Annotated in this window: 12 protein-coding genes and 1 pseudogene; 4 read left to right on the top strand and 9 right to left on the bottom strand. The window is 64.8% G+C overall.

What is annotated here, in order from left to right; translation table 11 throughout:
• The first annotated feature begins 289 nt into the window (after positions 1-289).
• The 3 genes from CP556_RS01130 (at position 290) to CP556_RS01140 (ending at position 1,550) form a co-directional block, all read left to right on the top strand.
• The gene (locus tag CP556_RS01130; protein WP_098723937.1) at positions 290-766 is read left to right on the top strand and encodes a cupin domain-containing protein; all 477 of its coding nucleotides are present in this window, start codon (positions 290-292) and stop codon (positions 764-766) included.
• 53 nt (positions 767-819) lie between these two features.
• Positions 820-1,185, top strand: a complete 366-nt coding sequence (locus CP556_RS01135; protein WP_098723938.1) for a cupin domain-containing protein — start codon at positions 820-822, stop codon at positions 1,183-1,185.
• A 137-nt stretch (positions 1,186-1,322) separates the two neighbouring features.
• Positions 1,323-1,550: a hypothetical protein gene (locus CP556_RS01140; RefSeq protein WP_098723939.1), complete on the top strand. Its 228-nt coding sequence runs from the start codon at positions 1,323-1,325 to the stop codon at positions 1,548-1,550.
• Positions 1,551-1,670: 120 nt separating this feature from the next.
• Here CP556_RS01140 and CP556_RS01145 read toward each other — a convergent pair whose 3' ends face one another.
• The 9 genes and pseudogenes from CP556_RS01145 to CP556_RS01185 all read right to left on the bottom strand — a co-directional run bounded on the left by CP556_RS01145 (position 1,671) and on the right by CP556_RS01185 (position 12,461).
• Positions 1,671-1,889: a DUF8119 family protein gene (locus tag CP556_RS01145; protein ID WP_098723940.1), complete on the bottom strand. Its 219-nt coding sequence runs from the start codon at positions 1,887-1,889 to the stop codon at positions 1,671-1,673.
• An 86-nt stretch (positions 1,890-1,975) separates the two neighbouring features.
• Positions 1,976-2,437 (bottom strand): universal stress protein, encoded by a 462-nt coding sequence (locus CP556_RS01150; protein ID WP_098723941.1) that lies wholly within the window; start codon positions 2,435-2,437, stop codon positions 1,976-1,978.
• 2 nt (positions 2,438-2,439) lie between these two features.
• A complete protein-coding gene (locus CP556_RS01155) occupies positions 2,440-4,179 on the bottom strand; it encodes a sodium:solute symporter family transporter (protein WP_098723942.1) in 1,740 nt (579 codons plus the stop codon).
• On the bottom strand, positions 4,176-4,634 hold the full coding sequence (locus CP556_RS01160; RefSeq protein WP_176548087.1) for a DUF4212 domain-containing protein: 459 nt from the start codon (positions 4,632-4,634) through the stop codon (positions 4,176-4,178). The genes CP556_RS01155 and CP556_RS01160 overlap by 4 nt, the downstream gene beginning before the upstream one ends.
• Before the next feature lie 73 nt (positions 4,635-4,707).
• On the bottom strand, positions 4,708-6,687 hold the full coding sequence (gene acs / locus CP556_RS01165) for an acetate--CoA ligase (RefSeq protein WP_098723944.1): 1,980 nt from the start codon (positions 6,685-6,687) through the stop codon (positions 4,708-4,710).
• 271 nt (positions 6,688-6,958) lie between these two features.
• A pseudogene (locus tag CP556_RS01170) lies at positions 6,959-9,192 on the bottom strand (bacterio-opsin activator domain-containing protein).
• A gap of 128 nt (positions 9,193-9,320) precedes the next feature.
• Entirely contained in the window at positions 9,321-11,309 is a 1,989-nt protein-coding gene (gene acs / locus CP556_RS01175) for an acetate--CoA ligase (protein WP_098723945.1), read from the bottom strand.
• 105 nt (positions 11,310-11,414) lie between these two features.
• Complete coding sequence (locus tag CP556_RS01180; RefSeq protein ID WP_098723946.1) at positions 11,415-11,915, bottom strand: universal stress protein; 501 nt, start codon at positions 11,913-11,915, stop codon at positions 11,415-11,417.
• A 54-nt stretch (positions 11,916-11,969) separates the two neighbouring features.
• Positions 11,970-12,461 carry a universal stress protein gene (locus CP556_RS01185; RefSeq protein WP_098723947.1) on the bottom strand — a complete coding sequence of 164 codons (492 nt, stop codon included), beginning with the start codon at positions 12,459-12,461 and terminating at the stop codon, positions 11,970-11,972.
• Between the two features lie 138 nt (positions 12,462-12,599).
• Here CP556_RS01185 and CP556_RS01190 point away from each other — a divergent pair, with 138 nt between their 5' ends.
• The gene (locus CP556_RS01190) at positions 12,600-13,262 is read left to right on the top strand and encodes an HD domain-containing protein (RefSeq protein WP_098723948.1); all 663 of its coding nucleotides are present in this window, start codon (positions 12,600-12,602) and stop codon (positions 13,260-13,262) included.
• Positions 13,263-13,282 lie beyond the last annotated feature (20 nt).

Genomic DNA, 13,282 nt, shown 5'->3' on the forward strand with positions numbered 1-13,282 from the left:
TGCGAACACAGTGAGCACCTCGGAAAGCGAACGGTGACCGGAGGGAACCGTGAGCCAAGCGAGGGCGGCCGCCAATACTGCGCGAGGGATGAGCGAGTGAGCAGAGCGAACGAGTGAATCGGCTGGGGAGGGCGTGGCGACTCCCTGGTGCCACGATAGCAGGACACTTCTTTCACCGTATTCTTATCAGAACCCACTGTTCCATACTCGCGACTACTACACGGCGAATCATCCGCGACGCCCGAGGGTGACACGAAAGTATACATAATTGACGTGAGTAACAGATAGTATGGAAACGATCAACGAGTCGGCCGTCGACTGGAAAGAGTACGATCGAGAGCAAACGGCGTTCCGGCGGAAGGAACTCTCCACCGCCGTCGGGGCCTCGGACCTCGGCTGCAGCCTCTATGAACTCCCGCCCGGGATGCGCTCGTGGCCCTACCACTACCACACGGCCAACGAGGAAGCGATCTACGTGCTGGCAGGCGAGGGGCAACTGAAGACGGAAGACGGCCTCGAGCCCCTGACGGCCGGCGACTACGCCACCTTTCCCGCCGACGAGTCGGGCGGCCATCGGGTCGTCAACGACGGCGACGAACCGCTCCGATATCTGGCGATATCGACGATGAACGAGCCGGATATCACGGTCTACCCGGAGATGAATAAGTTCGGCGTCTACGTCGGCTCGCCGCCGGGCGGTCGCGACGACCGGTCGCTCGAGGGCTACTACCGCACCGATGACGAGACGGAGTACTGGGACGAGTAGCGATTCTGAAACGCGGGGGTGGAATTAACTGTTCTCCGTTATATTCTACAGATATGCGATCAGTACACAAATCTGATGCGCCGGCACTGAGCCGAGACGACGGACTCGTGTCCCACATTCTGCACTCCCAGCGGGACGCCTCGGAGACGGACCTGACGATCACCTGGGTCGACGTCGAGCCGGGTGCGCGGCAAGTCCGCCACGAACACGACCCGGAACAGGTCTACGTCATCGTTTCCGGCGAGGGCGTGATGTCCGTCGGCGACGACGAGCGCGCGGTCGAGGCCGGCGAGCTGGTCCACATCCCGGCGAACACCGAACACGGCCTCGAGAACACCGGCGACAGCACGCTCGAGTACGTCTCCGCCGCGACGCCGGCGTTCCCGGACGCCGAAGTCGACGAATTCTACGAGCGGTGAATTCACTGCGGGCGACCGCACGTCGACTGAACAGCACCGGTGAGAAGGGGAACGAGTACTCGACCTACCGAGGCGCTCGAGGAGAGCGGGAGTGCGGGAATGCATGGATATTAGTTAGCACGCGACCTACGGCCGGTATGAGCAACGAGCCGAACGACGAGCGGTGGTCGACGTTCACGGAGGGATTCGTCGTTCCGATCACCGGACTGTTGGCGCTGCTGTTCGCCGTCATGGCCGGAATGACCGTTCAGCCCGCTCTGTCAGGATCCGCGTCGGATCTGCTAACACCGATCATTTTCGCCGGTGTCGCCCTCCTCTGTTTCCGCCTCCGCCAGCGAGCGGTCGCGGCTCGAGAGGACGACTGAGTCCGGCTGCTATCACGCGCACCCACACGGCGGTCGGGCACGCCGAAACTGACTGACAGTCGTCCGTCTGAGACGCGATCGAACGGCGGGTCCGTGTCGAATCGGGACCACCGCCGACCCTTACTGTTGTTTCGCCTGCTCGAGCGAGAAGAAGAAGCCGAAGTAGGCGACGATGCCGGCGAGCATGAACATGTAGAACACCCATCTGGGTGCATCGACGAAGACGAAGTCGAAGAGGAAGCTCACTATGGCGACCCAGACGACGGCGAACAGCAGATCGTAGACCATACCGGTTCCGTTTTCCTCGACGTGTTCGCGCAAGCGATCAACGACGCTCATTGCGGCGATTCTCCTGTCCGTGGGCAGTGGTGTCGTGGCATGTCGAAAGAATGGAGTCGGTCGTCCGTCAGTCTTGTGCGTCCGAGTCAGTCCTCGTCGTCGTAGTCGACGACCAGCACGGGGACAGTCGTCGAGCGGAGTACGCGCTCGGTGACGCTCCCGAGCAGCGCCCGGCGGACGCCGGAGCGACCGTGACTGCCGATCACGATGAGGTCGATGTCGTTGTCCTCGGCGTAGTCGGCGATCATCCGATGGGGCTGGCCGCCGGCGTGACGCTCGTGGGCAGTCAGGCCGGCCGCCTCGGCGGCGTCCGTAACGTAGCCGGTCGCCGCCTCGGCGTCTTCGCGCAGCTCGGTCATTCCCTGGAACTGACCCTGTCGGATCCGGTCGACCTGTTCGGTCCCTAACCCGTACGCGATTGCGTCCGTGTCGGCGACGAACAGCGAGTGGACTTCCGCGTCGTATTTCGTGGCGATATCGATCGCCTGGTCGACCGCTGCCTCAGCGACGTTGCTCCCATCGGTGGGAACGAGTATTCGTTCGTACATGGTCAGTCATCCGCAGGTGCGTTTCCGTCTCGGTTCTTCTCGGCGACGATGTCCGCCGCGGTCTTGTCCTTGGGCATCGGATCCGGACTGTGACACTGCCGGACCATCTGTTTGGTCTCGAGGGGCGGTTCACTGGTCACGAGCGAGACGATGATCGTGACCGCGAACACGATGGGCGTGCCGATGAGCGCCGAGCCGATGGCGGGCATCCACGTCGAGATGGCGTCGATGGCGAGTCCACCGTCGATGAGGCCGAAGTTCCCCTCGTTGAGCATGGGGATGAACCAGACGATGATGCCGGTCGTCATCCCGCTGAGCGCACCCGGCCGGTTCGTGTTCTCCCACCAGAGACCGAGGAAGAACATCGGGAACAGCACGATGGCCGCGAGCGAGAACGCGAACCCGACGAGTGCCGCGATCGGCTGCTGGGGGTTCAGCGCGAAGATGATCGTGAGCAGACCGATCAGGATGATGCTCAGGCGACCGACGAGCACCTGCTGGCGCTGGGTCGCGTCTTCGTTGATGATGTTCGCGTAGATGTCGTGGGAGATCGCTGACGAGGCGGCGATGAACAGGCCGGCGGTCGTCGCCACGGCCGCGGCGATACCGCCCGCCGCGACGAAGCCGACGAACCACGACGGCAGACCCGCGAGCTGTGCGGCCAACACGACGAGAACGTCACCGGCCGCGCTGGTCATGCCGGGATCGCCGTAAACGGCACCGACCTCCTCGCCGTACAGGGCGGTCCCGACGGCGGCGAAGGCGGGCGCGCTGAGGTACAGCAGCGAGATGAAGAACAGTCCCCAGGTGCACGACCAGCGGGCGACTCGCTCGTTCTTGACCGTGTAGAACCTGACCAGCACGTGGGGCAGTCCGCAGGTCCCGAAGACCAGGCTGAAACAGGTCGCGACCCACAGGTAGTAGCTGCCGCCCGCGAACGGGGCGGAGAACTCGCTCCCGAGGGTATCTATCATCATCCCGTACTCGAGTTGCGGGAGCACCGTCGTGAAGCCGCCGGACCAGCCGGTCACGACCAGTCCGAGCAGGAACGCGACGATGAGGATGACGTACTGCAGGACCATGTTCTTTGTCGCGCCGAGCATCCCCGACAGCGAGAGGTAGGCGACGGTGATGACCATGAAGATCACCATCATCGTCTGGTAGGCGGACAGCGCGCCGCCGGTGATCGCCGACCAGTCGCCGAGGATGTACAGTCCGACGAGCCCCATCCCGCGAGCCTGACCGAGCGCGTAGACGAAGCCGATCAGGAACGTGGTGAGCGCCGCGAGGGCGCGCGCGGCGTCGGAGTTGAAGCGGTCGCCGACGAAGTCCGGCGCGGTGTATTTCCCGAACCGCCGCATCTGGGCGGCCATGAAGATCAGCAGGATGAAGTAGCCCGTCGTCCAGCCGATGACGTACGCCAGGCCGTAGACCCCTGAAATCGCGACGGTCGCGGCCACTCCGAGGTACGTCGCCGCCGACATCCAGTTGGCCCCGATGGCCATCCCGTTCTCGATGTTCCCGATCGACCGGCCGGCGACCCACATGTCGTCCGTGTCGGCGACCTGAAACATGAAGCCGGCGACGATGAACAGCCCCATCATCCCGATGACGATGATCGCCGGGAGCAGTTTGAACGAGACGTTCAAGTCCTCCGGAAGCAGCGCTTCGCTCGACTGCAACGGCATCGTCTCCATCGCTCCGATCGCGAGGTCCGCCAGCATCGGTGCGCCGTCGATCATTCGTCGATACCTCCGTCAGTCGCGGCCGCGTCGTCCGGGACGGAGTCGGTGTCGGTCGTCTCCGGTTCGGCAACGCCCTGTTCGATCCCGTACTTCTCGTCGATCTGATCGCGCTTGCGCGCGTACCACACCGAGAGGACGAGCGCCGCGCCCGGCCCGACGATCGCGAGCAGGAAGTAGTGAAGCGGGAATCCGATGAGCGGCATCGTCTGCGTCATCAGATCGGGTGCGAGACGCGTCGCCGTGATCGGTGCGAACGTCGTCAAAACCCAGATGCCAAAGCCGATCCAGATGATTTTCAGGTGATCCCGCATGAACGGGGTCGCCGGCTTCAACAGGTTGATCTCGACGTCCATGTAGTCGATCTGTCGTTCGCGCTCGACGTCGCTCATCCCACCGTCGGTCGCTATCTGGTGGGTATCGTCGTTCATATCGTGTCTGTTTTTGTCTGACATGGTTTCGTGTATCGTGTTTCAGTTCGTGTCGTTGTTTCGTTCAGTTCGAAGAGATAGTTCTGAACGGACCGCGTCAGTCCGTTTCGACCTGTGCCGCGATGTCGTCGACGACGTCCGGGTTACGCAGCGTCGAGGTGTTCCCGAGTTCGTTCCCGCTCGCGATGTCCTCGAGCAGACGGCGCATGATCTTGCCCGAGCGCGTCTTGGGCAATTCGTGCGTGAAGACGATTTCTTCGGGCTTGGCGATCGGCCCGATCGAGTCGAGGACGGCCGACATGGCCTTCTCCTCGAGTTCGGCGTGTCGGTCCCCGTAGCCGTCTTCGGGGATGGCGTAGACGTAGACTGCCTCGCCTTTGACCTCGTGGTCGCCGCCGACGACGGCGGCTTCGGCGATCCCTTCGACGCCCACGACGGACGACTCGATCTCCATCGTCCCCAGCCGGTGGCCGGAGACGTTGATCACGTCGTCGACCCGGCCGAGGATGGTGATGTAGTCGTCCTCGTCGATCTTCGCGCCGTCCTCGGGGAAGTAGACCCACTCGTCGGCCTCCTCGTCGGAGTACTCCTGCCAGTACTCCTCGAGGAAGCGCTCGTCGTTGTCGTACAGCGTACGGAGCATGCCGGGCCACGGGTTGTTGACCGTGACGTAGCCGGCCTGACCGGCGTCGACTTCTTCACCCTGCGCGTCGACGACGCGGGCGTCGATCCCCGGCAGCGGCGGCCCCGCCGAGCCGGGTTTCATGGTGTTGACCCCCGGTAGCGTCGTGATCATCATCCCCCCGGTTTCCGTCTGCCACCAGGTGTCGACGATCGGGCACTCCTCGTTGCCGATGTGCTTGTAGTACCATTTCCACGCGCGCGGGTTGATCGGCTCTCCGACGGTGCCGAGCAAGCGCAGGCTCGAGATGTCGTGGTTCTCCGTGTACTCAGCGCCCCACTTCATGAACGCGCGAATCGCCGTCGGCGCGGTGTAGAAGATGTCGACCTCGTTCCGCTCGACGATATCCCACAGCCGGTCCTTGTCGGGGTAGTCCGGCGTCCCCTCGTACATCACGCTCGTCGTGCCGAGCGCCATCGGTCCGTAGACGATGTAGGAGTGGCCGGTGATCCAGCCGATGTCGGCCGAACACCAGTAGGTGTCGTCGGCCTCGATATCCAGTACCGCGTGGCTCGTCCAGGCCGTGTACGCGAGGTAGCCGCCGGTGGTGTGTTTGACCCCCTTCGGTTGGCCGGTCGTTCCCGACGTGTACATCAGGAACAGCATGTCCTCGGCGTCGCGCGGGACCGGCTCGACCGTCGACCCCTCGTGGTCGGCCACGAGCTCGTCGTAGTCGTGCTGGTTGTCCGCGAGTTCGTGATCGAGGTCGTCACCGAGTCGGTCGACGACCACGACGTCGGAGACCTCGTGTTCGACGCCCTCGAGGCCCTCGTTGGTCTTCGAGATGTGATCGAGCGCGTCGCCGCGACGGTAGTAGCCGTCGCAGGTGACGAGGTACTCGCTGTCGGCCGAGTTCATCCGGGTGGCCAGCGCGTCGGCCGAGAAGCCGGCGAAGACCACGCTGTGCGGCGCGCCGATGCGGGCACACGCCAGCATGGCGATCGGAAGCTCCGGAACCATCGGCATGTACAGCGTGACGATGTCGTCCTCCTCGACGCCGAGGTCGCGCAGCGTCGCCGCGAAGTCCTCGACCTCGTCGAGCAACTCGTCGTAGGTGTACGTGCGCGTCTCGCCGAGTTCACCCTCCCACTCGATGGCGACGCTGTCGCCCCGCCCCTCCTCGACGTGCCGGTCGAGGCAGTTGTACGACGCGTTGAGTTCGCCGCCGGTGAACCACTCGTAGAACGGGGCGTTCCCGTCCTCGAGAACCGTATCGTACTCCTCGTCCCACGAGAGGAGGTCGGCGGCACGCTCCCAACACTCCGGCCAGTTCTCCTCGAACTCCTCGTAGATCCCCTGATCGGTGACGTTTGCCTGCTCGACGAACGACTCGGGAGGCTCGAACGCCTCCTGTTCTTCGAGTCGCGCCTCGAGATCGGCATTGTCCTGTGACATGGTACACCCAATCAATCTCCAACGAGCATAGTAAAGACGGCCTCTAGTTGTGCAAAATCGACCCGATACGCGGAAGGGAACCTAGCATATATTGACTGTATTAGGACCTGATATTCGGTCGTCGCTCGCTCGAACGGGACGAATCGAGAGCGAAACGAGCTGATCTCCCTCGAAGCGGGCTTTTATACTACATTTTCGTGCGGGGATAGAACGGCACCTCTAGAGACGTAGCCCCCATCGGATCAGGTGACGATCCCTCGCGACGCCGTGACTACTCGGCCGGATCGTCGAAGAACGTCCGAAGCAACTCGTGTTGGCCCTTCCGCAGGTGGTTGTGCAGCGTCGGCGAGGAGACGCCCATCGCGTCCGCGACTTCCTCGGCTGTGCTCTCCCGGGGCCAATCGTAGTAGCCGCCGAAATACGCCGCCCGGAGCGCGGCTTCCTGTCGGTCCGTCAGTCGATCCTCGAGCCCCTCTCGGAACTCGCGGGCGGTCTGGACGGCCCGCTCGGTCTCGCGTTTTCCGACCAGTTCGGAGTCCGGAAACGCGGATCGGAGGCCGTCGACGATGGTCCGAAGGTCCGCGTCGACGGCGCAATCGCCGGTGATCGTCGCCGTGCCGCCCTCGAAGACCGCCTCGTGAACCGTCACACCGTACTCCGTGAGCGTCACGATGGGACAGGAGCCGTCGACGACGACTTCGATGCGCCAGCCCTCCTCGTCGGTCTCGACCAGCCGACAGTCCTCGATCCCGGGCTCGTCGTCGGCGAGGTCGAAGACGTCGGCCGGCGACGCGTCCTCGAGGCGGACGTAGTAGAGCTGTGTCGACTCGTCGATCGGGACCAGCGAGTCGAGTTCGAACCGACAGTCGAGTCGGCGCGAAACGTCGACGAAGAACGACCGGTCGTCGCGGCAGACGACCTCGAGTTCGGTCACTCGGTCGGACAGCAGGAGGTTTCGGCGGCGGATGGCAGCGATCGCGTAGCCGACCTGCCGACCGATCGTCGCGAGCCACGCGCGCTCGTCGTCGCCGAACGCCGCCGGGCGCTCGGTCGCGACGGAGAGCGTCCCGTAGACGGTATCGCCGTACGCCAGCGGAATCCGGGCGACGGCACCCTCGAACGCGTCGTTCTCGAACGAATCGGCCTCGAGCGTCGCCGTCACGTCGTCTGCGACGAGCACGGTCCGGTCCCCGTAGCGGTCATCGGACACCGCGGTCGCGTCCGTGAGGTCGGCGATCGGCTCCTCGTCGTCCCACTCGTCGGGGGCGATCCGCTCGACAGCGTCGGGATCGATCCCGCTGGATGCGCGCCACTCGCGGCGGCGATCCGACACCGTTGCGCGGTCGATCCACGCGAACTCGTAGGCTCGACCGTCGGCGAGCGCTCCACAGGTCGCCGTCTCGATCTCCTCGTGGTCGGTCGAATCGAGCAGCGCGTGGGTCACGGCGCGGTGCTGGCCGGCGACGGCGTACAGTCTATCGAGCTCGTTGCGTTGTTCGCGCGCGTCCGCTAACTCCTCGTGTGCGGCCGTGACATCGCGGACGAAAACGGCGAACCCCCGGTGGTCCCCCGATCGTCCCGCAGCGGCGAGACGACCTCGGTCGCACGGAACTGCGACCCGTCCTCGTGGACGCGCCACCCGTCGGTTTCGGTGCCCGATTCCTCGAGGGCCTGTGAGAGAGCCCGCTCGGGAGCGCCGTCCTCGACGGCGCTGTCGGGATAGAACGTCGAGACGTGCGTGCCGACGATCTCGCCGGCCCGGTAACCGAACATCGCGGCCGCGCTGCGATTCCAGCGTTCGACGTAGCCATCCGCGTCGAGTCGGAGCAGCGCGTATCGGTCGCTCGCGGCCAGCAACAGGCGGATGACGCTATCGTCGCCCACCACCGGCCCGGATCGGCCGCCCGATCGTCCGTGGCCGGCCCCCGACGGTCGTTCGACGGCATCGAACGCGTCGACGATCTCGGCGTCCGTCGGCTCGGGGAGATAGGACTCGAGGGCCTCGAAACTGCGCCAGCCGCCCGCAGTCTTGACGACCCGGGGGTTGATGTCGTGTTCGGCCAGGGCAGTGTGAGCGAAGTACTGCCGGAGATCGCTCGTAGAGGCGTCGGAGAGCCCGGCCTCGTCGGACAGCTCGCTCGCTCGCTCGGCCACGTCCGAAACCAGCATCTGGAGCCGACGGGGCGTGACCGAAAAGATCCGATCGGCGCTCGAGAGATCGTTACTCCGGGCGTATCGTCGGAGTTCGCGCTCGACTCGGGTCGGCAGGTACGCGGTCCGGTCCCGCGCGCCGTCGTCGGTCGACACCCGAATCAGGTACCGCGGCGGATCGATCCGAACCTGCTCGATATCGCCGATCGTGAGCCGCGCCAGTTCGGGCGGTCGGAGCCCGACGTCGCCACAGAGACGGATCACCAGCGCCTCGCGGTAGGTTTCGGCGGCGTCGAGAAGCGACTCGTACTCCCGACGCTCGAGTACTGTCTCGGTCCCCCCCTCGAGGCTCATGGTTCGCTCGTTCTGGAGACGCGAACATAATTGTATCGCCTCTCGTCGATAGTCGTAACCGTTCGCCTGATTCGACGGGTGAGAGCGGACAGTCCTGGTTTCGCGATACTTGATTCTGCGAAACGAGATCAGTCGAAGTCGCTCTCGTCGCCGATCTCAGCCTGAATTTCGCCGACGATCTCCGGATTGCGGAGCGCGCTGGTATCACCCAACTTCTCGCCGTTGGCGACGTCCTCGAGCAGGCGGCGCATGATTTTGCCCGAGCGAGTCTTGGGCAGTTCCGGCGTGAAGATCAACTCCGCGGGGTGGGCGATCGGACCGATCGCGGATTCGATGCTCTCGAGGATCGCCCGCCGAATCGTCGCGTCGGACTCGTGGCCGCTCTCCGTGCTGACGTACGCGTAGATCTCGGTGTCCTCGGTCTCGCTCGAGCGGCCGACGACGGCGGCTTCGGCGACGCCGTCGACGTCGGCGATCGCGCCCTCGATCTCCATCGTTCCGAGTCGGTGGCCGGAGACGGTGATTACGTCGTCGACCCGGCCGAGGACGGTGATGTAGCCGTCGTCGTCGGCTCGAGCCGTATCGCCGCTGAAGTAGCGCCAGTCGTCGGTTTCGGGATCGGAGAAGCGCCGCCAGTACTCCGCGACGAACCGCTCGTCGTTGTCGTACAGCGTCCGCGCCATCCCCGGCCACGGGCGCTCGATCGTGAGGTAGCCGGCCTCGCCGGGAGCGACTTGCTCGCCCTTCGCGTCGACCACGCTGGCGTCGATCCCCGGTAACGGCGGCCCCGCTGAGCCCGGTTTCATCTCGTCGATACCCGGCAGCGTCGAGATGGTCACCGCACCGGTCTCCGTCTGCCACCAGGTGTCGACGACCGGACAGTCCCCGTCTCCGATGTGTTCGCGATACCAGTTCCAGGGCCGGGGGCTGATCGGCTCGCCGACCGTGCCGAGCAGGCGCAGCGAGGAGAGGTCGTGGCGCGCGGGGTAGTCCGAGCCCCACTTCATGAACGCACGAATCGCCGTCGGCGCGGTGTAGAAGACGTCGACGGCGTTCCGATCGACGATCTCCCAGAGTCGGTCCCGGTCGGGATAGTCGGGCGTCCCCTCGTACATCACGGTCGTCGTCCCCAGCGCGAGCGGCCCGTAGACGATGTAGGAGTGCCCCGTGATCCAGCCGATGTCGGCCGCACACCAGTAGGTGTCTTCGGGTTTGACGTCGAGGACGGCGTGAGTCGTCCACGCGACGTGCGCGAGGTAGCCCCCCGTCGAGTGGACGACGCCCTTTGGTTCACCGGTCGTCCCCGAGGTGTACATCAGAAATAGCATGTCCTCCGCGTCGCGCGAGACCGGCTCGACCGTTTCGCCCGCGAACTCGTCGCGAAGCTCATGGTAGTCCCACTCGCCGTCTCCGAGGACGTGTGGGAGGTCATCGCCGAGCCGGTCGACGACGACCGTTCGCACGTCCTGCTCGAGGTCGATGCGGGCGTTGTCGGCCTTGCTCTTCTGGTTGAAGGCGTCGCCCCGCCGGTAGTAGCCGTCGCAGGTGACGAGAAACTCGCTGTCCGCGGCGTCCATCCGCGTCGCGAGCGCGTCCGCGGAGAGGCCGGCGAAAACGACGCTGTGGGGCGCACCGATCCGGGCGCAGGCAAGCATCGCGATCGGCAACTCGGGGATCATCGGCAGGTAGATCGTCACGACATCGTCTTCCGCGACGCCGAGGTCGCGCAGGGCCGCCGCGAGCTCGTTGACTTCGACGTAGAGATCCCGATAGGTGTAGGTCCGGCGCTCGCCCTGTTTCCCCTCCCAGCGGATCGCGGCGTGGTTCTTGCGCCCCGACTCGAGGTGGCGATCCAGACAGTTGTACGAGGCGTTGAGCCGACCGTCCGCGAACCAGCGATAGAACGGAGCATCCGCCGTCTCGAGGACGGTGTCGTACGCCTCGTCCCACGAGAGGAGGTCAGCCGCACGCGTCCAGCAGTTCGGCCAGTTCCTCTCGAACGTCTCATGGAGCGTCGGATCGGTGACGTTCGCCTGCTCGATGAAGGAGTCGGGAGGACTGTAGGGGGAGCCGGTCAGTGCGGACGCGTCTCGATCCGGCCCGTTCCGTTCGACCATGTATCGTCCGAACGGTAGTCGGTCAGAGGAATAAACGTTCCTCCCAATCGCCGTGCAGTGTACGGATCTCGATCCCGCTGCTCGAGGTGACGTTCCTCGGGCCGATCAGAGATCGTCCTGGGTCGAATCGATATCGGCCATCTCCTCGGGATCGATTTCGTGACCGGGTTCGCGAACGACGTAGACGTCGTATCGGTGGTCGTTCGCGACCGGGCTCCCGACGCTCGACTGGGGCGCGATGACCGAGCCCGCGTTCTCGGAGCCGATGAAGACGACGGAGGCCTCGATCTCGCCGGCGATCCGTCGGATCTCGCGGACGACGTTCGTCGTCGATGTCGCAGTGGGCTCGTCGGAACTGACCCGCTCGATCCGAACGGTCGCCTCCGGCGCGACCTCCTTGGCCCGGGTCTGCATTCCCGTCGCGATCGCGTCCGGATCGAACGGCTCGCCCTGCGTGATCCAGCCGCGATCGCGCGCGTACTCGGCATCGTCCGGAATCACTGTCAGCACGATGACCTCCTCGTCGAGCAGGTCGCCGAATGCGTCGGCTCGCTCGAGCGCTTTCGTCGCTAACTTCGACCCGTCGAATGGAACGAGCAGTGACATACGACTATTTCATACGACAGCAGAGGTAAATGTTCTCCCTCCGCTCGACCCCACTCAGACATCGCTCCCGTCGGCGTTGTGCGGTGACTCACCGTTCGACCGGTCATCGACCCGCTCGCCGCCGCCACCGACGACCAGCACGGGCCGGTCCGCGATCCTGACGACTCTGTCGACGGTGCTCCCGAGCAGCGCCCCCTTGAACGACGAGCGGCCGCGAGAACCGAGAACGATCGCCCCGGCGTCCCGATCGGCCGCTTCGTCGAGGATCTCCTCGTGGGGAACGCCGGACTGAACGGTCGTCTCGACGGTCACGCCGGCCTCTGTCGCCGTCGACTCCAGTTCCTCGAGCCAGCCCGCTGCGCGCTCTTGTAGGTGCTGGCGTGCCTCTTCGGGATCGACGATACCGGTATCGTATTCGGTGCGCTCGTCGACGACGGCGATGCCATACAGCGGCGCGTCGAAGCGCTCGGCGAGCGCGATTGCGTGATCGACCGCGGTCGCCGCGGCCTCGCTCCCGTCGGTCGCGACCAGAATGGACTCGTACATGGGCGTCAGTACGTGCCCCCTCGAGAAAGCATTGGGGCTCGCGGGGCGGCGTCCTCGGACGTGGTTACCCGCCCCGTCCGAGTACCATCCGAACGCTCCAGAACGATTATTTCTCGTCAAATAGTCACCAGTTGTATAATGTCGCAGGAATTGGGTTCCCGCGCTCGAGAGTTGTCGAAGCCCTATTACGACGACGGCCTTCCGGCGCACGATCTGTTCCACGCTGCCCGAGTCAGAAACGTCTCGATTCGGTTAGCAGCGGACTGCGAGAGCGGGGTCGACAGAGCCGTCCTTTCCGCGGCGGCATGGTTACACGATATCGGTCGCCCGCGGGAGAGAACGGGAGCGATCGACGATCACGCCGAGTGGGCGGCGGCCGAAGCCGCGGAGCTTCTCGAGACGGACGGAGTGACGGCGGATCGAATCGACGCGGTCACGCACTGCATTCGGGCGCACAGTATTCGGGCGAACTCTCCGGAGCCGGAGACGCTCGAGGCCAAACTGCTCTTCGATGCGGACAAGTTAGACGCTGCCGGAGCACGCGGTATCGTTCGAATGGCCTGTATCGTCGGCGAGCGGTCGGGCAGAGCCGGGGAAAAGTACGCGGTCATCGACGATGCATCGGTGTCCGGAGTGGATTCGTCGGACCGTCCCGACATCACGCTCCTCCGGGAGTGGGCCCAGGAGCGTCTAAACGAGCTGTATACCCCGCCGGGACGACGTCTCGGCGACTCGCGACGACAGTTCATGGACGATTTCTTCGCACAGTTCGAGAGCGAAATCGGCGAGGGAAGACAATAAGTTGGACTTCGACGAGTCTC

Origin of the sequence: Natrinema sp. CBA1119, assembly GCF_002572525.1 — an archaeon.
Classification (GTDB): domain Archaea; phylum Halobacteriota; class Halobacteria; order Halobacteriales; family Natrialbaceae; genus Natrinema.

Excerpts from the sequence above, each read along its gene's own strand:
- CP556_RS01160 (WP_176548087.1), bottom strand. The coding sequence starts at position 4,634 with ATGTCAGACAAAAACAGACACGATATGAACGACGATACCCACCAGATA.
- CP556_RS01135 (WP_098723938.1), top strand. The coding sequence starts at position 820 with ATGCGATCAGTACACAAATCTGATGCGCCGGCACTGAGCCGAGACGAC.
- CP556_RS01150 (WP_098723941.1), bottom strand. The coding sequence starts at position 2,437 with ATGTACGAACGAATACTCGTTCCCACCGATGGGAGCAACGTCGCTGAG.
- CP556_RS01180 (WP_098723946.1), bottom strand. The coding sequence starts at position 11,915 with ATGTCACTGCTCGTTCCATTCGACGGGTCGAAGTTAGCGACGAAAGCG.
- acs (WP_098723944.1), bottom strand. The coding sequence starts at position 6,687 with ATGTCACAGGACAATGCCGATCTCGAGGCGCGACTCGAAGAACAGGAG.
- acs (WP_098723945.1), bottom strand. The coding sequence starts at position 11,309 with ATGGTCGAACGGAACGGGCCGGATCGAGACGCGTCCGCACTGACCGGC.
- CP556_RS01130 (WP_098723937.1), top strand. The coding sequence starts at position 290 with ATGGAAACGATCAACGAGTCGGCCGTCGACTGGAAAGAGTACGATCGA.
- CP556_RS01145 (WP_098723940.1), bottom strand. The coding sequence starts at position 1,889 with ATGAGCGTCGTTGATCGCTTGCGCGAACACGTCGAGGAAAACGGAACC.
- CP556_RS01155 (WP_098723942.1), bottom strand. The coding sequence starts at position 4,179 with ATGATCGACGGCGCACCGATGCTGGCGGACCTCGCGATCGGAGCGATG.
- CP556_RS01190 (WP_098723948.1), top strand. The coding sequence starts at position 12,600 with ATGTCGCAGGAATTGGGTTCCCGCGCTCGAGAGTTGTCGAAGCCCTAT.
- CP556_RS01185 (WP_098723947.1), bottom strand. The coding sequence starts at position 12,461 with ATGTACGAGTCCATTCTGGTCGCGACCGACGGGAGCGAGGCCGCGGCG.
- CP556_RS01140 (WP_098723939.1), top strand. The coding sequence starts at position 1,323 with ATGAGCAACGAGCCGAACGACGAGCGGTGGTCGACGTTCACGGAGGGA.